The organism is Acinetobacter calcoaceticus (genome assembly GCF_900520355.1).
Lineage (GTDB): Bacteria > Pseudomonadota > Gammaproteobacteria > Pseudomonadales > Moraxellaceae > Acinetobacter > Acinetobacter calcoaceticus_C.
Genome location: NZ_LS999521.1, coordinates 2,930,140 through 2,950,642 on the forward strand (window position 1 = coordinate 2,930,140; position 20,503 = coordinate 2,950,642).

Genomic DNA, 20,503 nt, shown 5'->3' on the forward strand with positions numbered 1-20,503 from the left:
TACTTATGCGCATCATCCTATCCTTAAGAATCTTTGATTTTACCTCTTTATTTTCAGAGCTAATCTTCAAAAATTCATTGATTTTTACATATCATACTTGTTATTGATTGAACGTTCAATCAATAACAAGTATGATAAAAAAAGTGCTATGATGCTCTGCAAGTTAACATGCTGAATTTAAAGCACCGCTAAAAGTGCTGATGTGGAAAATCATGACAAAACGCAGAGTAAAACCAGAGCATGTGCGACGTGAAGAAATCATGAACGCTGCACTCGACGTAATTTATGAAGTGGGGTTATCCAATACCACCATTGCACAAATTGCAAAAAAAGCCGAGTTGTCGACTGGCATTGTCAGCCATTATTTTGGTGACAAACAAGGGTTGATAAACACCTGTATGCAAGAAATGCTGAATGTTCTGCGTCATAAAACTGAACAGTACAGAGCAGAAGCAGATACGCATCCAGAGAGCCAGATTAAGGCCATTATCGACTCTAACTTTGACATTAGTCAGGTCAATGAAAAAGCAATGCGGGTCTGGTTAGATTTTTGGTCAGCAAGTTTGCATGTACCAGACTTGAGCCGTTTGCAAAAGATTAATGATCAACGCCTATATTCCAACTTGAAGTTTTATTTTCTCAAGTTAATGGATGAAAAACAGGCCGGTGTTGCCGCCCGAGGTTTGGCAGCATTGATTGATGGATTATGGCTACGCGGCAGTTTAAGCCGTCACAACGAATTTGACAGCGAACTTGCCCGTTCCATTGCTTACGATTATGTACAAACGCAATTGCAATTTGCGAACAAGCCTTTGCAGGAGAGACAAAATGAGTGATGTACAAGTTCATCAACTGTATATCCATGGACGCTACGTTAAAGCAACCAGTGGTAAAACATTTAATAGTATTAACCCTGCCAACGGCGAAGTTATCGCGACTCTTCAACAAGCTTCTGAGCAAGATATAGAAGCTGCTGTGCAAAGTGCACAACAAGGTCAAAAAATCTGGGCAGCCATGACCGCCATGGAACGCTCACGTATTTTACGCCGTGCAGTCGACATTTTACGTGAACGTAATGATGAGCTTGCCCGTCTTGAGACACTAGACACAGGTAAAGCTTTTAGCGAAACATCTACCGTCGACATTGTGACTGGTGCAGATGTATTAGAATATTACGCAGGGCTTGCAACAGCCATTCAAGGTGAACAAGTTCCGCTTCGCGAATCAAGTTTCTTTTATACACGCCGTGAACCTTTAGGCGTGGTTGCAGGTATTGGTGCCTGGAACTATCCAATTCAAATCGCTTTATGGAAATCTGCCCCTGCCCTTGCTGCCGGCAATGCCATGATTTTCAAACCAAGTGAAACGACCCCTCTTACTGCATTTAAACTTGCAGAAATCTATACAGAAGCTGGCTTACCAGACGGCGTATTTAACGTCATTCAAGGGCCTGGTCGTGAAATTGGTCAGTGGCTCACTGAACATCCTGTGATTGAGAAAATCTCATTCACTGGTGGTGTTGAAACTGGCAAAAAAGTCATGGCAAGTGCTGCTGGTTCTACACTTAAAGAAGTGACGATGGAACTTGGCGGTAAGTCTCCACTCATTATTTGTGAAGATGCCGACCTTAATCGCGCAGCAGATATTGCTGTCATGGCGAACTTCTTTAGTTCAGGCCAAGTGTGTACCAACGGTACGCGTGTTTTTGTTCCGAAATCACTTTTAGCCGATTTTGAAAAAGCCGTTGTAGAGCGTGTAAAACGTATTCGCATTGGTGACCCAATGGCTGAAGAAACCAACTTCGGTCCACTCACCAGCTTCCCTCACATGGAAAAAGTGCTGTCTTTCATTGAGTCAGGCAAACAACAAGGCGCTAAAGTCTTAATTGGTGGTGACTGCGCAACAGAAGGTGACCTTGCTAAAGGCGCTTATGTACTACCGACTGTATTTAGTGACTGCAACGACCAAATGGCAATTGTTCAAGAAGAAATTTTTGGACCTGTCATGAGCATCTTAAGCTACGAGACTGAAGAAGAAGTGATTCGTCGTGCTAACGATACAACTTTTGGTTTAGCTGCTGGCGTTGTCACTCAAGATATTAGCCGCGCTCATCGCATTATTCACCACATTGAAGCTGGTATTTGCTGGATTAACACTTGGGGCGAATCGCCTGCAGAGATGCCAGTGGGTGGCTACAAGCAATCTGGCGTGGGCCGTGAAAATGGTCTAACCACGCTTGGGCACTATACCCGTATCAAATCTATTCAAGTTGAACTCGGCGACTATCAAAGCATTTTTTAATGCATCAATTGCCTTAAACACTTCAACCTAAATCACATATGCAGAGCAATCTTTATAGATTGCTCAGGCAAACTGTTAGTAAAAAAAGGATAGTTATGAATATTAAAGAATATGATTACATTATCATCGGCGCAGGATCTGCCGGAAATGTACTTGCTGCACGTCTTACTGAAGACAAAGATACCACTGTTTTATTATTAGAAGCTGGCGGTCCAGATTATCGTTTGGATTTTCGTACCCAAATGCCCGCAGCTTTGGCCTTCCCTCTACAAGGCCGCCGTTATAACTGGGCTTATTTAACTGACCCTGAACCACACATGAATAACCGCCGTATGGAATGTGGTCGCGGCAAAGGTTTAGGTGGCTCATCTTTAATTAATGGTATGTGCTATATCCGCGGTAACGCGATGGATCTAGAGCAATGGGCAACCCATAAAGGCCTAGAAAACTGGTCTTATGCCGATTGTTTGCCATACTACAAAAAAGCCGAAACCCGTGACATTGGCGAAAATGATTACCATGGCGGCAATGGCCCTGTGTCAGTTGCTACACCAAAAAATGGCAATAATGTCTTGTTCCATGCCATGGTTGAAGCTGGCGTACAAGCTGGTTATCCACGTACCGATGACTTAAACGGTTACCAACAAGAAGGCTTTGGTCCAATGGACCGTACAGTTACGCCTAAAGGTCGCCGCTCAAGTACCGCCCGTGGTTATCTGGATATGGCGAAAGGCCGTCCTAACCTCACCATTTTGACTCATGCAACCACCAATAAAATCTTGTTTAATCAAAAACAAGCCGTGGGTGTTGAATACATCATTGGTGCTGATCAAAACAACTTGCAACGCGCCTTAGTTAAACGTGAAGTCTTACTGTGTGCAGGTGCAATTGCTTCACCACAAATTTTACAGCGCTCTGGTGTGGGTGAAAGTACCTTCTTAAAATCAATGGACATTGATGTCGTTCATGATTTACCGGGTGTAGGTGAAAACCTGCAAGACCATTTAGAAATGTACTTGCAATATAAATGTAAGCAACCCGTTTCTTTATACCCTGCCTTGAAATGGTATAACCAACCTGCAATTGGTGCCGAGTGGTTATTTAACGGTACAGGTGTTGGCGCAAGTAACCAATTTGAAGCAGGCGGATTTATCCGTAGTTCAGATGAGTTCAAATGGCCAAACATTCAGTACCATTTCTTGCCAGTTGCTATTAACTACAACGGTAGTAATGCAGTGAAAGAACATGGCTTTCAGGCACATGTTGGTTCAATGCGTTCGCCTTCACGTGGTCGTATTAGACTTAAATCAAAAGATCCGTTTGAGCATCCAAGCATCTTGTTTAACTATATGTCGAGTGAACAAGACTGGCGTGAGTTCCGTGATGCGATTCGTATCACTCGTGAAATTATGCAGCAACCTGCTCTTGATCCATATCGCGGTGAAGAAATTAGTCCGGGTAAACATCTTCAAAGTGATGCAGAGCTGGATGACTTTGTTCGTAATCATGCCGAAACGGCTTATCATCCGTCTTGTAGCTGTAAGATGGGCGAAGATGAAATGGCTGTCGTGGATGGTCAAGGTCGCGTCCATGGTATGCAAAGCTTACGCGTAGTTGATGCCTCAATCATGCCGCTGATTATTACCGGTAACTTAAATGCAACGACGATTATGATTGCCGAGAAAATTGCAGACCAAATTCGTGGACGTGAAGCGTTACCACGTTCAACTGCACCGTTCTATGTAGCGTCATAAAACATCAAAGGGTATATTTCTTATGCAGAGATATACCCTTATTTTATTATCACCAGATGGTCATTAATAAGAACTTTGTATTAGTCCAATCTAGAAAACTAACGACAAATAATAACTTTACTCACTTTTTCTTATTATGTATTTCTCCAACTGGTTCACCTTTAATCAATTTTTAATTATACTTTTAAATTCAATAATATAATAATAAAAATCAACTTAAAACCGTCTATTAAAAACTTAAAATGATTAAATATAAATCACATTTATGAGTTTGATGGGTCCCATTTATTATAAAAATTGTCTTGTCAATGCAAAATTAGTCTAAAATATAGAGTGTTTGCGATAATCCCAAGTAATTTTATTTTTTTATAAGTTCTCAAATTTTGAGAATTTACTTTCGCATTTATATCCATTTTGTCTGGATACGCTGTCTAGGTTTCCTCACACCTTAAGTGACTCAAATAACTTATTTTAAGGTCCCCCTTACATGAAAAAGTTTTTGAAATACCTTCTGGTATTAATCATTCTTATTTTAATTGCAGGAATTGTTTTCTTGTTTAGACCAACCACGTCAAAACAAGTAGAAACTGCAAAAGATGAACCAGTTGTTGATGCTGTTCTTGTTGGCGGCGGCATCATGAGTGCCACTCTTGGTACTTATCTCACCGAGCTTGAACCAAACTGGCAAATTCGTATGTATGAACGTCTTGACCAAGTTGCTCAAGAAAGTTCAAACGGCTTTAACAATGCCGGAACAGGCCACTCTGGCTTTATGGAAATGAACTATACCGAAGAAAAAAACGGTAAGATGGAAATTGTCAAAGCTGAAAAAGTTGCTTCTCAATTTGAAGTCGCTAAACAGTTTTGGTCATATCAGGTAAAACAAGGCGTTTTAGCTGAACCAAAATCATTCATTAACCCAGTTCCGCACATTGCTTTCGTTTGGGGCGATAACGTTCAATTCTTAGAAAAACGTTATGCTGCCATGATTCAAAGCCCGTTGTTCAAAGGTATGGAATTTACTGAAGACCCAGCTGTAATTAAACAATGGGCACCTTTAGTAATTAACGATCGTGATCCTAGCCAAAAAGTTGCAGCGACCCGTATGGATGTTGGCTCTGACGTAAACTATGGTTCTATCACTAAGCAATTGGTGAATCGTTTAGATCAAAACCCGAATTTCAAATTACAGACTTCAACCGAAGTGTCTGGCATCAGCCAAAATGATGACAAAACTTGGACTGTGTCTTTCAAAAATTTGAAAACTGGTAAAGTAGACCACGTTAAAACACGTTTTGTATTTATTGGTGCAGGTGGTGCAGCAGTTAAATTATTACAACTCACTGGCTTACCAGAAGCGAAACAATATGCAGGCTTCCCTGTCGGTGGTGAGTTCTTAATTACTGACAATCCAAAAATTACTGCAGAACACACAGCAAAAGTTTATGGCCGTGCTGAACTTGGTGCGCCTCCAATGTCTGTGCCACATATTGATACGCGTTATATCGACGGTAAAAAATATGTATTGTTTGGACCATTTGCAACGTATTCAAACAAGTTCCTGAAAAATGGTTCTCAGATGGACTTGCTTGCATCAACGAACAAAAACAACGTTTTACCAATGACCACTGTTGGTTTGGAAAACCTTGATCTTGTTAAATACTTGGTGAGCCAAGTCATGATGTCAGACAAAGACCGTCTTAATGAACTTCGTAAATACTACCCAGATGCGAAAGCTGAAGACTGGCGTTTAAGCCAAGGTGGTCAACGTGTTCAGATCATCAAAAAAGAACCGGGTAAACCAGCTACACTTCAATTCGGTACAGAAATCTTTGCATCTAAAGATGGTGCTGTAACTGCGTTGTTAGGTGCGTCTCCGGGTGCTTCGACTTCTCCATACATCATGCTCAACTTGCTTGAAAAAGCTTTCCCTGAGCAAACTGAAGGTAAATGGAATCAGAAGCTTCATGAAATTGTTGTTTCGTATAAACAAGACCTAAGCAAAGACCCTGTATTACTCGACAAAGTTCGTCAGTACACAAGTTCTACACTTGGCTTGAACTATACATCTCCGTTTAAAGCTGCAAACGATGAAACTGCTGCTGCTCCTGTTGCAAAAGCAAACTAAGTTTGATGATGTATAAGTAAAATTCCAAAAGGATGAATTTCGATTCGTCCTTTTGTTTTTTAAGACCTCAGTTGAGATATTTAGATTAGCTATGACGCCTTTAAACTCATCATCCCGCCTCTTTACATTTTGTTTTAAGCTCGCGCTTGTTTTGCTACTGGCTTATCTTTGGTTAAGCGGTTTTTATATGTGGATGATTGGTGGTACAGCCATTTACATAAGCTCAGCCGTGTTACTCGCAATGACCGCTTATGCCTTTAAGCTCGGTAAATATCAAAAATTATTTTCAATTTTAAATCTACTGTTAAGTGCTGCTGCATTATATTTTAGTACTGCTCATTTATTTTTCTCTTCTGTTCAATTCTTTATATTTTTACCTGCCCTATTTTTTGTACTGTTAGCTTTTGCTCGCCTAGAAAAAGTTCGTGGCTTATCTAAAGTTTTAATATTCATGAGCTTATTGATTTGGTCAGGCATACATTTTAGTCAACTTGAGCAACTTAAAGCCTATTATAAAACCCAGCACACTGGGGAAAGTTGGCAACAATATGGCGCACTTTAAGCTTATTTTTTAGGCGGCAGCCCTATATAAATAAGTTTTCTTTTTCCCATAAAGTTCATCAGTAAAACTGAACATGATCTACAGAATTTCTTTTAAGAAAAAATATTCATAACAATCTAATTTATTTAGAAATATATCGAGCATATTAGCGATTGAACATGTTTCATGTACCCGCTAGATTAGCTGAATTATTTTTCTCCCTTTGTTTTGTAATTTATGAAAATTTTAGATGGCGGTTTAGGCCGTGAACTTGCTCGTCGTGGTGCCCCATTTCGTCAACCAGAATGGTCTGCACTCGCACTCATTGAAGCGCCTGAAACAGTAAAAGAAGTACATCTTGATTTTATCAACGCTGGTTCAGAAGTTATTACTACCAATAACTACGCTGTTGTACCGTTTCATATTGGACAAGAACGCTTTGAAACTGACGGTGTTCGTTTAATTCAAGTTGCGATCGAACAAGCAAAAAATGCAGTTAAAGAAAGCGGCAAAAATGTCAAAATTGCAGGTTGCTTACCGCCTTTATTTGGTTCTTACCGTGCAGATCTGTTTCAACCTGAGCAGGCTAAAAACCTTGCTGAACCGATCATTAACACCTTAGCACCAGAGGTAGATTTCTGGTTAGCAGAAACTCAATCGTGCTTAAAAGAAGTCGAAACGGTGCATGCGTTATTACCAAAAGATGGTAAGGACTATTGGGTATCGTTTACGCTTCAAGACGAAATTAAACAAGAGCAAGCGCTACTTCGTTCAGGCGAAAACATGCAACAAGTGGCTGAATTTATAAAACAGTCAAATGCTAACGCGGTTTTGTTTAACTGCTGTCAGCCTGAAGTGATCTTGCAAGCCATTAATGAAATTAAAGGACTCATTCCAGTGTCTGTACAGATTGGTGCCTATGCCAATGCGTTTCCACCACAAGATGACAACGCAACTGCAAACGATGGTCTTGATGAAGTTCGTAAAGATCTTGATGCTCCAGCTTATCTTGGTTTTGCCAAGCAGTGGCAACAAGCAGGCGCAAGTTTAGTGGGTGGTTGCTGCGGTATTGGCCCAGAACACATTGCTGAACTTTCTCAATTTTTCAAAGAATAAATACCATGTCTGCTGCCAAAATCGGATTATTGTCTCTTACAGCGCTGGTCTTTAGTTCTATGGTGGGGTCAGGCGTATTTAGCCTTCCCCAAAATATGGCTCAAGTCGCTAACGGCTCTGCCCTTCTTGTTGCATGGCTCATTACCGGAGTCGGCATTATTTTCTTAGCCCTCACGCTATTACATTTAACTCGCCAACGCCCAGATTTAGACGGCGGTATTTATAACTATGCACGTGAAGGTTTTGGTGACCTGATCGGGTTTTGCTCGGCTTGGGGCTATTGGTTATGTACCACCATCGGTATTGTTGGTTATGTAGTGATTGCCTTTTCGGGCGTCGGCATGTTTACCGATAGCAAAGACCATATTATTTTTGGTGAAGGTAATACGCTCTACGCACTGATCGGTTCAAGCATTTTTGTATGGCTGGTGCATTGGTTGGTCAGCCGAGGCATTAAAGAAGCGGCTATTGTGAATTTATTGGCGACCATTGCCAAAATCATTCCAATGGTGGTTTTCATCTTCTTTACTTTTATTGCCTTTAAGTTTGACCTGTTCAAACTCAACTTAAATGACTTTACTTTAAAAGTTCCACTTTGGCAGCAAGTAAAAGACCTGATGCTGATTACCCTCTGGGTCTTTACCGGCATTGAAGGTGCTGTGGTTTTATCATCGCGTGCAAAAAACCGTTATGACATTGGTAAAGCCACTATTTTAGGCGTGCTACTGGCGTTAAGTTTTTATGTAATGGTCACCGTTTTGGCTTATGGTGTGGTCAGTCGTGAAGCACTTGCAGGCATGCATAACCCTTCAATGGCAACCATTTTACAGCAGCTCATCGGTTTGCCGGGCACTATCGTTATTACCATCGGCCTTATTATTTCAGTTTCTTCGTCTTATTTAAGCTGGACTTTATTTGCAACTGAAATTCCATATTTAGCTGCAAAAAATGGCGCATTCCCGAAATTATTTTTAAAGAATAATCAGAATAATGTGCCGATTTCATCACTTTGGCTCACCACTCTGGTCGTGCAAGGTGCATTAATTGCGGTGTATTTTTTCAATAAAAACTACACCCAGCTTTTACTGATTTCTTCGGTAATGATTTTGCTGCCTTATTTTCTGGTGTCTGCTTTTTATCTTAAAGAATCGATTCGTCACAAACGCACGCCACATATTGCCATTGCAAGCGTCGCTTCAATCTATGCGCTCTGGTTGCTCTATGCAGCAGGATTAGATTTATTGCTCTTGTCTGTGGTGTTGTATTTAGTCGGCTTGGTTATTTTTTCAATCAGCTACTTTGAGCACAAAAAATCGCTTAAACAAAACGAGCTAAATTAATTATTTCAACCACTGTTGACCCATTTCAACAGTGGTTTTCTAAAAATAAATCGCTCTATTTTAAAGGCTGCGACTGCATTAAATGCAATCGTAAAATACGACGTAATTCTAAAATCGCCTCTGGCGTTGTTTGAATAGAATGCCCACCTTTAATCATCAGCTCCGATTGCTCACCTTCTAGATGTGAACTTTGGTAAGGCACTATCCCATCACTGCTTTTTAACTTATCTTTTGTACCATCCACGTTACCCATAATCGAGTGATAGACCACGTTAGAGGATGGCTGAATGGCCTGCGTAAGCTGCATAAAGTTTGAAGAACGACTTAAATTACTCGCCCCATTTTCAATTAAGCCTTTTCTGAGTTTCGTATTTTTCTCATCTCTCATTTCAACCGCAATAAAAAAGTCAGCAGGTAAGCGAATAACACGGCGTGCAATTTGGGTAAACCATCGGTCTGCGTAGTCGGTACCATGATGCGGCGACGAAACAAAAACCACGCGTTTAAAATATGGAAGCGCTTTGAACTGAAAACGCTCTTTAATCACTGGATTTTCTTTTAAACGATTTAACTGCGCGTCATTCATTTTTTGCATGGCTAAATCGGAAACATCAGCATTACTGACCAATAAACGGCTAATCACACCGCCCATACTATGCCCGACCAATACTGCATCGTGTGCAGCATAGCTATCTTTAGCAATGTTTTGAAAAGCCTGATTCAGTAAAGAATAAATCTGAAAACGACTTTCAAAAATGGGCATATTGGTTGAATAGAACACTTGCCAAACTTGGTAATTTTGTCTTAATTCGGCATCGCCCATAATGTCATTGGTCAGACTCACCCAAGCTTCTGGGCTACTTGCTAAGCCATGAACAAACACAATGATTTTCTTATTGGGGTTAAAAGGTTCCAGCATATATAAATGCGGCATGATTAAATTGGTTTCTTTATTAATTAAAGACCAATAACCCGCTGCACCTAAATTATATTTTGACAGCCAAAGCCCATAGGGCGCCGAATAGTTGGCAGTGAGCGGATAGTCCACACCTTCAACCTTTACACGGCTTTGTCTGTATGGATCGAACATCGAGATTTCTAACTCTGCCCCAGCAATCACCTGATCGGCTGTGGCCTTTTGTTTAGGATAGGCAATGGCAGTGACCGGAAAGAACCGAGGCAAATGAATATTAGGATTAGTTTGATGAGCATAAAAAGCATCGGGGTCTAAAATGAAACCATGATTTACATCATTTTCTTTACGCCCGACAATAAACTCTGCCCCTAAGCCATCCTTACGGTTAACGGTATTAAAACCAGAAAAGTTCATGTTATAGCTGGAACGAAAAGTATCGACTTCAATCTTTTGTACATCTACCGCATGATCAAAATTGACATGATATTGATGCCCATCTGCTTTCAGTAGAGACGGAAAATAATGCGTATTTAAATGATCAAAATACGTGGTCATGAGCTTCGACAAAGCAACGTTATAAAAAATACGCACCTGATTTTGCCGATGGTCAAATACTCGATCGAACGGAGACTCTTCAGAGTCAAATAAATAGACATAACTATAGCGCAAGCTTTTATCGAACAAAGCTAGTTCATGCTCAACGCAATTTTTACTTTTATTAATGACATTACACTGACTGCTACGCCCAACATCTAAAGCTTTTGCTAAATAAATTTCGCTCAGTGCAGCATAACGTTCTTCTCGGCTCGTATTTTCGGAGAGACTCTGAATTTTATTTAAACAATCATCAAAATTTTGCAGGCAAGACTTTTCATCTTTTTTGACCAAATACAGTAAGTTTTGGGTTTGATGACTTAAAGTGTTGTCGGTCAGAATACTTTCATTCTTACTTTTTAAAGCATTGCTTAAATTACTTTCTTTTAAATGAATGACCTGACAACCGCTGAGCAGTCCCATTATTGTTATCATTAAATAATGGCAAGACTTTGTCATTATGCATTCCCTTAGCGAATGTATTTCCCCATCAGGTCATTATGCCTGCAAAGTCATAGCTGAACAATTTGAATACGCATTTTTAGTCGGCAAACTGAAGCCCATAAAAAAGCCCGAACTCAATTTAATTCGGGCCAATTCATCCACTACCTTAATTAAGCTTGGTTAAACTTTTGCTGCGAAGCTAAATAAGAAAAATATAAAATGGGTAAAATAAACGGCGCTACGCTCCAGAAATCAAAATAGACATACAAAATTGCTCCCAAGAAGGCGCCAATCACAAACCCGACAACAATACTGGCACTTTTAAGAAAACTTGCCCGATTGGCTGCATTATTGTTTTTCAGCAAGTTAGCAATATCAATACCGAGCTGCGTGGTATTGCCGGTCATCATGGTGCTTGGGCTAATATTTTTAATGAGTGTTTTGCTTGAAGTATTACGAATAGCTAAGGCAATTAAACCCAGCCCACCTGTTAGTGCAACCGTAATTGCATCGGCATTTTTAAACGGTTCGAAGTAAAGTCCTGCAACCATAAAAGCACACAGAAAGATGGCTTCAAATAAAAATAAATAAGACAGCGTTTTATGCTTCACCTGACTACGGTCAATTAGCAGCTTGGTAATCACAACTGTCAAAATAAATAGTGGAATAGCAGCAAGCTTAATCCATAAACCTGCACCGCCTTTAACCATCGCAGCCCCCGCCAACACCAAGTTTCCAGTCACATGTGCGGTAAAAAAGCCAAACAAAGCAATAAAACCAATGGTATCAATTGCCCCACCAACCATGGTCAATAAAACAGGGTCCCGACATATTGCCCATGTACTTTCTGTCTCTTTTTTAATTGGGATATCTGGCATATGACGTGTCCTATGAAAGTAAAATTTTAAAGTGATCGAATTGTTTAAAAATAATTTTAAAATTAAAAATGAATAAAATTAAAACGTTTATGAAAGCAAAAAATGATGTAAAAAAATAGGGTGTGTAATGTCGTAACACTGTCTCTAAAATAGCAACAATCAAAATTGTCTATTTTAAGGACAATAAAACAGTGATCATCTTCAAATCAATTTGACCTCTAAAACAGTTCTAACTATGATGAAGCCGCAAGTTGATATCAACTGATTTTGAACCTGAAAAAGTTATGCCAAAATATGGATAATGAAAAACAACAATCATGAGTAGATATATGTCACTTTATAATTATTCAGTTTTTCTAGGCGGATTATTATTTGTATCCGTTGCTTTCGCTTGTCAAAAAAATAATGCTCAACGTGATTTTTATTTAAAATGTATGGCAGCGGGCCATAGCCGTGCAAGTTGTACGTGCATTTATCATCGTTTAGAACGTCAATATTCACCTAAACTGATGCTTAAACTCGGAAGTTTAAGTTTACAAAGCCCTGAAGTACCACGTGATTTTATAAAAACCATGAAGCGTACTATGCAACAGTGCAAATCTTAAATCTTCAATTTTTTAACCACATCCAAATTAATACCCCAGCCATACATAAAATTGCCGGATAGACAAACCACGGATGTGGAATAGTCCAAATCATAAAAATAGCCGCCAAACTCATACTGAATGTCGAGATATATTTTGCCTTTTTAGGAATACGCCGATGTTCTTGCCACTCGCGAATGAGTGGACCAATATAACGATGATTTCGAAACCATTGATGAAGTTTTTCAGAGCCTCGAGCCGCAAAGAAAACAGCCAAAATTATAAAATCAACGGTAGGTAAACCCGGAATAAAAACACCCAATATGCCAAGTGCAATACACAACCAAGCCAAACCAATAAACACCCAACGCGCCCAAACAGAACGGGCAAGCTTACTGACTGGTTGAGCGGGTGCTAACGACTGCTCATGTTTTACGATCACATTTACTTGATTGAGTTTGTCCATACCGGGTAGCCTTCATCCACTTTTTATTATTTCAATTCATCAAGCTGATCAAGCGCCTGACCAAAATATCCAAAGGCATCTAAAGCACCTTGTACAACACGATCTTGCTGGGTCCGGTCGAAACCCGTTTCGTCGAGTGCTTGCACAAAACGTTTCCAGACTTTAGCGCGCCCTTCGGGATAGGCTGCTAAATTACGCGCAGCAAACGTTTCCGAAAACCCTAGATGTTTTTGGGCCTCTTTAAATAAAAATGCAGCCCCTAAGGTTGAACCTTCAGACACATAAATCCAGCCTAAAGCTTCGGGTAGCTGTACGTTTTCACTGTGTAATTGCTGTCCGTTAGGTTGAATACCTAAATCATTTAAATCGGCAAGTGCTTGTTTTGAGCGGCCGCGAATATCTAGGTCCGGAATCAGTCCTGCCACGCCCTCTTTTTCAAAAAGATGTTCAATTTCGCGCTGAAAGTAATATTGAGACAACGTAAATTGTGCGTATTTTTCTTTACTTGAAAACACCTTTGCTTGCGACATTAATTGATGCATACGTTCATGTTCAGCAGCGGTTTCTTGTTTCAAACGTAAAGACAAGCTGTTACTAATGATTTGTTCTGTAGATGAGTTCATCATCTTTCTCCTGCAAAATGGATATGGCTCATCGGTTAACGGCCCCGATTGAGTTTGAGTTGGACTGGAAAATCCACAACAATGGTCACGGCCCGACCATTAATTTTGTGGGGTTTAAATCTGGATTTACGTACAGCTTGCATGACCCGTTCATCAAGGCTTTGAATGCCTGAACTTTGACGTACCTGTATGTCAATCGGTTTACCTTTTTCATTAATACGAATACGCACCTCAACCAAACGATTTTGTTGTTTTAACTCGCGGTCATCATAGTCAAGCCCGCCAAAACTCAGCACATCCACACTACTCACCTGAACAACGTCATCGTGTTCAACTTGAGTACTAGGTGCTTTTGAATATTCTTGCTGCGTTGCTGGTGTTTTGACACCGCCACTTTTGGTTATGCTGCTGATGTTTTGTGGCAGGTGCTCACTTTTCGTTTGTGCAATGTCTGTCGAACTCAACTGTTTGTCTGTATGGGCCGCCAGCCTTTCTGTACGCTGCGCTGGTTGGAGTGAAGCTAAACTGTTTAAATTTGCTTTTGATTGTGCTTGCTGTTTGTCACTTAAATTATTTTGCACCACCTCTTTAGAAGCAGTTTTTGACACTAATGTCTGAACATTTTTAGGCGAGTTTTTTGATTCTTCAGGTATAGAAGATACCGAACTGTTTAACGTAGATTTAGGCGTTAAACTTTTTCCGATAGGCTTACTTTCCGTCTGGTCATTTGATGGCTTTTTAGCAGGTGCCAGCGACACAAAACTTACTTTTAAGGCATCTACTTTTGGTGATGTCGCAAAAGTGTAAGGTTCAATTAAATGGCTCAGCATCCAAACAGCAAACACATGCAGACCAATCACAACAGCTACGGTTAAGCACTTATAAAAATGCTTCGGCCATTGTGTTAAAGGCAGTTTGACCATTGGCTCATGTGTAGGGAATAAAGATTTTGATTTCATAGCTTATTCCCTAAAAACGATGCTCAAGCTTGAGGCTAATGTTGTGTTTATCGTAGGAATACAACCAATCGACATTGCTTTTATTATGGTTATAGCGGTAGGTTAAATTGGGTGTCATGCCATAAAACTCAAAGCGCGGCATTTGCACAACAAAGGTATAGTTCTGTTCAAAATCATGACGGCGTGCCAAGAAAGTTTCTGCATATTTATCAAACAGACGCCAACGGTAAGAGCTCAATAAAGTGGTGTTAAATCCTGTGCTCCAAGATTTGCTTAAGCCCAACCGCATACCTTGCTGCTGGTATGCAGCCATATATTTTTCTTGGGTCGAATGGTCGACTACATCTAAACCACCAAAAACAGTCCACTGATCTGGAAAAATCTTCCAGAAAGTGACGAAGGCCGAACTTTCTACGCCATCTAGAGTTTTATATTTCTGATAATTTAAATCTTTACTTTCAGCTTCAAGCTTAAAGGCTTTATCTGCCGAGATAAAATGCATCCATTCAGCACGTGCCCCCCACGTATTGTAAAGACCATCATTGCCATAACGTTTATGTTCAAAAAGCGGGCTCACCCCAATTTGATTTTTTAAGTCAAAGTAGCTATAGCCTGCATTAATGTTAATAGTAGATTCATTAAATGCCGCGTGGTCGTTATAAGACTGTCCAAAAGCCAACGCACGTAAAGCCACGCCATGATGCCCCTTAATCGCATAGCGTTTAATCAGACTAGCTTCATAATCTAAACCTGTTGCCGACTCAGCTTTAGGCGTCCCACGGGTAACTTGCTCAATTGGAATAATATTACCCTTACTATCTTTGCCATAAAGGGTCCATGTTTTGCTCTGTTCAGACGAACTATTTAAATTACTGACATAGGTGTAACCCGCTGAAACTGAGCCTTGCCAAGAGTCTCGTTTTTTTAGTGCCTGAACAAAAGTATTTACTGTTGTTAAAACTCCAGACGGGATTACAGCAGGGTCGCTTTGTTTAAGTTTGTCTTGAATGGAAATAAAAAGGCGTGCTGCTTCCTTATTCTTCTGTTGTTCAAACAGCACGCGCGCTAACTCAAGTTCACAAATTAAATTATGAGGTTGTTGTTTTAGGCTGCTTTGAAATTTTTGTTCAGCCAATTTCAGTTGACCCTGAGAACGTGCAACTGCCCCTTCGGCAAAGTCGGTTAAAGCCCGATCGTAGCCAACATATTTCTTATAATGTTCTAAATAAACCGTGGCTTTGAGCCACTGTTTTTGCATGACTGCCAAATATAACGCCTTGGCAAGATCATTCTGGTTTTGCTCAACACTATATTCTTGTCCATTAATTTGAAGTTTTGGTAATTGCTCGGTACTACGAATGGTTCCCTGCTCATGAAACTGTCGCTGTTCTTGCAAAATCGTTTGGTCCAAACTTTGATTGAGACGAAGCTGTGTGTCTTCGTCGGCATATAAAAATGGACAACTCAACAATGTCAGACAGCACAAAAGCGTTCGTTTCATAAAACAATAAACCTGAAGCAACCAAGCAAAAATCCAAAAACAAAAGGAATCTACGTGTGTAGATTCCTTTTGCATTCATTAATTTTTAGCACCGCCAAATGCAGTGTTGTAAGACACGTTATCAAACTGGGCAATACCCGCTAAAGCCGAAGCATTTGCACCAAAGAATTGACCTTGAACCACACCAGAGTTGTCTACCCCAGCCGTACCGTTAGCCGTTGCCAAACCTGCAAAGGCAGCAGTACCCGGGTTAAATGCCACACCATCTAGGCTTAATGATGAAACAGCCGTACCCGTTCCTGTAAGCGTCCCTTCAAGTGTGCCCGCGCCATAGTTTGCCGTGAACGTACCACTTAACAGATTGCTTGCAGAGCCATTAATACCTGCAACGGTATAGGTCGCAGTACCCGCGGTTGGAACCGTGGTATTGGTGTTATCACCCGCGTAGTAAACGGTATGGCTCGCGCTTGCCGGCGTGTCGCCCGCTTTCCACCATTCACCAAAATAGACTTCCTGTGTGCCCACCTGACCAAAGTTAAAATTACCTAATGCACTGTGTGAAGGCGGCATTGCCGACACTGGAATATGCGAAATATTAAAGGTTTTGCTACCAACTGTTACATTGGTGTTGCTCGTTCCCTGAGCAGCAAAAGCCTGAGCCAAACCTTTTAACGAATTAAAACCTGTAAAAGCGTTATAGGGCGCACCCGCAGCTTGAACCGATACTGCTGCTACACCACCCGGATGGCTCGCATTAGCAGCAGCACCGATTTTGATGTTACTTTCATTACTCGAAATACCATCAATACCTGCATAAGCAAATGCAGTTGAACAAGCAACAAGACCCAAGAACAATTGAGAGATTTTCATTTGTTGTTACTCCATTTTTTTAAAACTAAGTTATTGTTTAATTTAAAATAACGTTTTCGCTATTTTTAGTTTATTGAGTAGGCCCAGTTGCAAACCTACTCGGGCTTTTTTGTAAATAATAATCATTCAATTTTATTATTTACCGTTACCTGACTCCCCTTTTATGTATGTGTAGAGGGAATCAAATTCTGTTTAAAATTTTGTGGTCCAACTGATTTTCATTGTTCGGCCCGGTGCGGCCATGGCGCTTCGGGTTAAAGGATCGATATAAAACTGGTTAGAAAGATTACTGCCGACAAACTCAACGGTGTTGTAGTCATCGACCTGATAACGCGCATAGGCATCAAAAATCCACGTGTCATTCCATGCCAAAGGCACATTGAGGTAATAGCCTTTATTGACGCTAGCATCATTGTTTTTGCGTAGTGGGCTTTCATAAGCTTTATAAAATGTTGCACGCGCGCCGAGCTCTAACTTTTCATCTAAAAAGCGTGCGCCAAGCAAACCGTGAAAACTCAGTTCAGGTGTGGCCATTGTCACTAAGTAGCCATTTGGGAAACCGTCATCGACACAGCGCTGATAGGGTTCACGGAACGCAATACCCTGCTCGGTTTGAACTGTGCCGCCTAAAATCATTTTGTTAATGGCACTATTGGTGTCACACACTTCATTTTTTAAGTTATAAGCCACGCTCAAGTCTGTGAAGAAGCCTCCATTATCAAAACGGCTTTGTAGCTCTAAACCTGATAGTTTTTGTTCATCCATATTGGTAAAAATAAGGTTTTGATCACGCTCAATCACATTTTTGGTTTTGTTGTAGTAATAGGCGAGTTTAATATCGGCGTTGCGTGCTGTGCTGAACCAGTCACGCATGTCATAGGCATAGCCCACTTCGTAGTTAAAAGCGTGTTCAGGTTTGATTGCTTGATATGGCAACATGGCAGAAAAACCGACAGTGCTTTCAAACAAACTTGGTAAGCGATATTCCTCTGCATAGCGTGCATAGATTCTGCTGTTTGGCGTGAGGTGAATTGAGGCACCTAACTGCGGTGCCCAGCCACTATCTTTAACTTTGTCGGCAGACTCAACCGGAACTTGGTCTACCACTGACATAAAGTTCCCGCCAGTTACTACGTACTTTTGTCCAGAGGCATTGAGCTGGTTTAAAGGATTATCGGCAAGCGACAATTGCCCATTAGCATCTGCTTTCCAGCTCAGCGTATTTTTCTGTGCCCAGATCATGTTATACAAAGTGCTCTCTGATGCAGGCACAGTGTCGAGCTGCCCATCCCAATCAGGATTTTTTGTGGCATAGCGCTGTTTTAAAACATTGATTAAACGCTGCTGAGTCGAGGTATAACTCTCGGGCATGGTCTGATATTCAAAGGTATATTCTTTAAGCTTCGCTTTTTTGGTAAACAGCGGATTTAAATTCGGGTCAATCTCGCTCTGCAAAGACTTATTTAAAAAGTCATCAACAGCCCAATACGAGCGATAACGCATGCCCGCATCAAAACTTAACCAAGACAGTGGTCGATAATTAAAATTAAAGTCGAACGTTTTTTCCTCACGGCGCCCTGCTCGTGGCAGTGCCTGATAGAGCGAATAACTTGGGCCAAATTCGCCATACACATCATCGGACGTCAGTTTTTCATTTAAGAAACTTCCACCGAGCGTCAAATCAAGCTGGTCAAGCAAACGGGTTTTATTACTGACCGTAATGCCTTTACGCGTATTGTCAGAATGGCTTATCGCCGTGTTAATAATGGTGTTATCTCGAAAGTCGATTGTGGTTGGCCACCCACCACGTGTATAGGTCTGGCTTTCGGTGTCGGTTTGCCAAATGTTGGCATAGAAATCAATCCAGCGATTATTCTCAGGCTTAAATTTATATTCGAGGCTATAAGCTTTAGAGTGAATATTGCTTAAAGGCCACTGCGGAACACCCAAGTCAGGCGTAATACCCCACACAATTCGAGACGGCATAATTTCACCAAAAATATTTTTGGTATCTCGGTAAGTTAGTTTAAGGGTCTGATCATCTGTTGGACGATAGGTCCCTTTTAATAACCACGACTCCATGTGACTTGAAGTGTTGGGAACTTCATCGCCCGGTTGATAGGCATAGGCAAAGTAAGGAATAAAGTCGAGGCTACTGTCTGGTGTCGCTCGTTTATAGTAGCCCGCGCCATGTGTGCCCGAAAAATAATTGCCGCGCTCACGTACTGCATACACTGCCAGTAAATCGAATTTATCTTGCTTAGTTGCAATTGCCAGTCGGCCCGCCAAGTCGTCGCCCGAAAAATTAGAGTTATCACTTCTGGTCCGGTTCTTTTTATAAATATCAGGGTCGTATTTCGCCCCATTCATGTCGATCCAAGGCTTTGTATCATCGTAATTTTGGCCCACTTTACTCATGTCTGGCAAAGACGGATCGATTGAGTTGGTAGAGCCTTCTACTTTTAACTCAGCACCAAAAGACTTACCCGGACGAACAATGTCATCGGCCTCTAGCGTTTTAACCACCACACCACCACCAACAGAAGTTGTGGTATTGCGCTCTAAAGATGGGCCTTTAATGACTTCAATGCCCGCAATAAGATTGGGGTCGATATAGTTTCGGTTGTTTACCCCGTTATAGCCACGCCACACCGCAATCGACTGTTCAGTGCCATCAATGGTTAATGGCACACGGCCAACGCCCTGCACACCACGTACACTTGGGTCGAGTGCGCCACTGTTACGGGCATCGCCGCTATAGACTCCCACCATGCCTTGTAAAACATCGGCAGGATTGGTTCCTTTAAAGCGCTCGACATAGTCTTTGCCTGCATAGACCGAAGAACGGTTTGCGTCATAAACTTTGTTATAGCCTTCTGTGTCGCGGTCTTCTTTGCCATACACCACAATTGGCGTGAGTCGTACCGATGCATCTTCTTCAATTACGGCACTACTTGGTGGCAGGCTAACGCCCTGAACCTTAGATGAAGTGACCCTTGGCGTAGATTTTTTGGTGAGTGTGTAGCCCTGCCCAACTTTTACAGCATTAAATTCGGTTGCTTTTAAAAGCTGCTCAAAACCTTGCTCAACAGCAAAATTGCCTTTTAAGCCTAGGCTATGTAACCCTTGGAGTTGCTGAGCATCCATTGCAATTGAAGTACCCGATTGTTCGGCAAATTGATTGAGTACGTTAGCAAGGCGACCAGCAGGAATGTTATAGCTTTTAACTCCGGCTGTTTCTGCATAGGCCTGCTGCATAGGCAGCGTAACAAGTCCACCCATCGACACAGCATGTATCGCAAACGCCAGTGTTGAAAATCGAAAAATCGATCGATTCCGCTTTTGCCCCGTTCCCGCTTTTTTCATTTGCCACGCCCCAGTAAATCGTAATAAGAATCATTCAATACAACAAATTAAAATGATCCATATTTATTGCTTCTACTTACTATGACGAACGACTTTCAAAAAAGTGGAACCTAAAATTGAAA

General features: G+C 41.1%; 16 protein-coding genes. 8 read left to right on the forward strand and 8 right to left on the reverse strand.

From position 1 onward, the window contains the following. The first annotated feature begins 212 nt into the window (after positions 1-212). The 7 genes from betI (at position 213) to AC2117_RS14100 (ending at position 9,180) form a co-directional block, all read left to right on the forward strand. Entirely contained in the window at positions 213-836 is a 624-nt protein-coding gene (gene betI / locus AC2117_RS14070) for a transcriptional regulator BetI (protein WP_075431283.1), read from the forward strand. Further along, entirely contained in the window at positions 829-2,301 is a 1,473-nt protein-coding gene (betB, locus tag AC2117_RS14075) for a betaine-aldehyde dehydrogenase (RefSeq protein WP_133974936.1), read from the forward strand. Before betI ends, betB begins: the two co-directional genes overlap by 8 nt. 95 nt (positions 2,302-2,396) lie before the next feature. Beyond that, positions 2,397-4,055 carry a choline dehydrogenase gene (gene betA / locus AC2117_RS14080; protein WP_133974938.1) on the forward strand — a complete coding sequence of 553 codons (1,659 nt, stop codon included), beginning with the start codon at positions 2,397-2,399 and terminating at the stop codon, positions 4,053-4,055. Between the two features lie 487 nt (positions 4,056-4,542). Then, positions 4,543-6,183, forward strand: coding sequence for a malate dehydrogenase (quinone) (gene mqo, locus AC2117_RS14085; protein ID WP_133974940.1), 1,641 nt, complete (start codon positions 4,543-4,545; stop codon positions 6,181-6,183). A 91-nt stretch (positions 6,184-6,274) separates the two neighbouring features. Continuing rightward, complete coding sequence (locus AC2117_RS14090) at positions 6,275-6,745, forward strand: hypothetical protein (protein ID WP_133974942.1); 471 nt, start codon at positions 6,275-6,277, stop codon at positions 6,743-6,745. Between the two features lie 216 nt (positions 6,746-6,961). Continuing rightward, positions 6,962-7,840 carry a homocysteine S-methyltransferase family protein gene (locus tag AC2117_RS14095; RefSeq protein ID WP_133974944.1) on the forward strand — a complete coding sequence of 293 codons (879 nt, stop codon included), beginning with the start codon at positions 6,962-6,964 and terminating at the stop codon, positions 7,838-7,840. Between the two features lie 5 nt (positions 7,841-7,845). Beyond that, on the forward strand, positions 7,846-9,180 hold the full coding sequence (locus AC2117_RS14100; protein WP_133974946.1) for a basic amino acid/polyamine antiporter: 1,335 nt from the start codon (positions 7,846-7,848) through the stop codon (positions 9,178-9,180). 55 nt (positions 9,181-9,235) lie between these two features. On the opposite strand, the gene AC2117_RS14105 is transcribed toward AC2117_RS14100, so the two are convergent. Then, the gene (locus tag AC2117_RS14105) at positions 9,236-11,149 is read right to left on the reverse strand and encodes an esterase/lipase family protein (RefSeq protein WP_197730926.1); all 1,914 of its coding nucleotides are present in this window, start codon (positions 11,147-11,149) and stop codon (positions 9,236-9,238) included. A 155-nt stretch (positions 11,150-11,304) separates the two neighbouring features. Continuing rightward, a complete protein-coding gene (locus tag AC2117_RS14110) occupies positions 11,305-12,012 on the reverse strand; it encodes a YoaK family protein (protein WP_133974950.1) in 708 nt (235 codons plus the stop codon). Between the two features lie 329 nt (positions 12,013-12,341). On the opposite strand from AC2117_RS14110, the gene AC2117_RS14115 reads away from it, so the two are divergent. Continuing rightward, a complete protein-coding gene (locus AC2117_RS14115; protein ID WP_133974952.1) occupies positions 12,342-12,617 on the forward strand; it encodes a hypothetical protein in 276 nt (91 codons plus the stop codon). A 4-nt stretch (positions 12,618-12,621) separates the two neighbouring features. Here AC2117_RS14115 and AC2117_RS14120 read toward each other — a convergent pair whose 3' ends face one another. The 6 genes from AC2117_RS14120 to AC2117_RS14145 form a co-directional block, all read right to left on the reverse strand. Then, positions 12,622-13,062 carry a YbaN family protein gene (locus AC2117_RS14120; protein WP_133974954.1) on the reverse strand — a complete coding sequence of 147 codons (441 nt, stop codon included), beginning with the start codon at positions 13,060-13,062 and terminating at the stop codon, positions 12,622-12,624. Between the two features lie 26 nt (positions 13,063-13,088). Further along, the gene (locus AC2117_RS14125; RefSeq protein ID WP_133974956.1) at positions 13,089-13,688 is read right to left on the reverse strand and encodes a biliverdin-producing heme oxygenase; all 600 of its coding nucleotides are present in this window, start codon (positions 13,686-13,688) and stop codon (positions 13,089-13,091) included. 32 nt (positions 13,689-13,720) lie between these two features. Further along, positions 13,721-14,644: an energy transducer TonB gene (locus AC2117_RS14130; protein WP_133974958.1), complete on the reverse strand. Its 924-nt coding sequence runs from the start codon at positions 14,642-14,644 to the stop codon at positions 13,721-13,723. Between the two features lie 10 nt (positions 14,645-14,654). After that, positions 14,655-16,121, reverse strand: coding sequence for a porin family protein (locus AC2117_RS14135; protein ID WP_133976379.1), 1,467 nt, complete (start codon positions 16,119-16,121; stop codon positions 14,655-14,657). Positions 16,122-16,223: 102 nt separating this feature from the next. Beyond that, the gene (locus tag AC2117_RS14140) at positions 16,224-17,015 is read right to left on the reverse strand and encodes a Slam-dependent surface lipoprotein (RefSeq protein WP_004641693.1); all 792 of its coding nucleotides are present in this window, start codon (positions 17,013-17,015) and stop codon (positions 16,224-16,226) included. A 192-nt stretch (positions 17,016-17,207) separates the two neighbouring features. Then, the gene (locus AC2117_RS14145) at positions 17,208-20,381 is read right to left on the reverse strand and encodes a TonB-dependent receptor domain-containing protein (protein ID WP_319923168.1); all 3,174 of its coding nucleotides are present in this window, start codon (positions 20,379-20,381) and stop codon (positions 17,208-17,210) included. Positions 20,382-20,503 lie beyond the last annotated feature (122 nt).

Coding starts and splice junctions, on each gene's coding strand:
- AC2117_RS14120 (WP_133974954.1), bottom strand. CDS start 13,062: ATGGACAAACTCAATCAAGTAAATGTGATCGTAAAACATGAGCAGTCG.
- AC2117_RS14105 (WP_197730926.1), bottom strand. CDS start 11,149: ATGACAAAGTCTTGCCATTATTTAATGATAACAATAATGGGACTGCTC.
- AC2117_RS14090 (WP_133974942.1), top strand. CDS start 6,275: ATGACGCCTTTAAACTCATCATCCCGCCTCTTTACATTTTGTTTTAAG.
- AC2117_RS14095 (WP_133974944.1), top strand. CDS start 6,962: ATGAAAATTTTAGATGGCGGTTTAGGCCGTGAACTTGCTCGTCGTGGT.
- AC2117_RS14115 (WP_133974952.1), top strand. CDS start 12,342: ATGTCACTTTATAATTATTCAGTTTTTCTAGGCGGATTATTATTTGTA.
- AC2117_RS14130 (WP_133974958.1), bottom strand. CDS start 14,644: ATGAAATCAAAATCTTTATTCCCTACACATGAGCCAATGGTCAAACTG.
- mqo (WP_133974940.1), top strand. CDS start 4,543: ATGAAAAAGTTTTTGAAATACCTTCTGGTATTAATCATTCTTATTTTA.
- AC2117_RS14140 (WP_004641693.1), bottom strand. CDS start 17,015: ATGAAAATCTCTCAATTGTTCTTGGGTCTTGTTGCTTGTTCAACTGCA.
- AC2117_RS14145 (WP_319923168.1), bottom strand. CDS start 20,381: ATGAAAAAAGCGGGAACGGGGCAAAAGCGGAATCGATCGATTTTTCGA.
- AC2117_RS14100 (WP_133974946.1), top strand. CDS start 7,846: ATGTCTGCTGCCAAAATCGGATTATTGTCTCTTACAGCGCTGGTCTTT.
- betB (WP_133974936.1), top strand. CDS start 829: ATGAGTGATGTACAAGTTCATCAACTGTATATCCATGGACGCTACGTT.
- betI (WP_075431283.1), top strand. CDS start 213: ATGACAAAACGCAGAGTAAAACCAGAGCATGTGCGACGTGAAGAAATC.
- AC2117_RS14110 (WP_133974950.1), bottom strand. CDS start 12,012: ATGCCAGATATCCCAATTAAAAAAGAGACAGAAAGTACATGGGCAATA.
- AC2117_RS14125 (WP_133974956.1), bottom strand. CDS start 13,688: ATGATGAACTCATCTACAGAACAAATCATTAGTAACAGCTTGTCTTTA.
- betA (WP_133974938.1), top strand. CDS start 2,397: ATGAATATTAAAGAATATGATTACATTATCATCGGCGCAGGATCTGCC.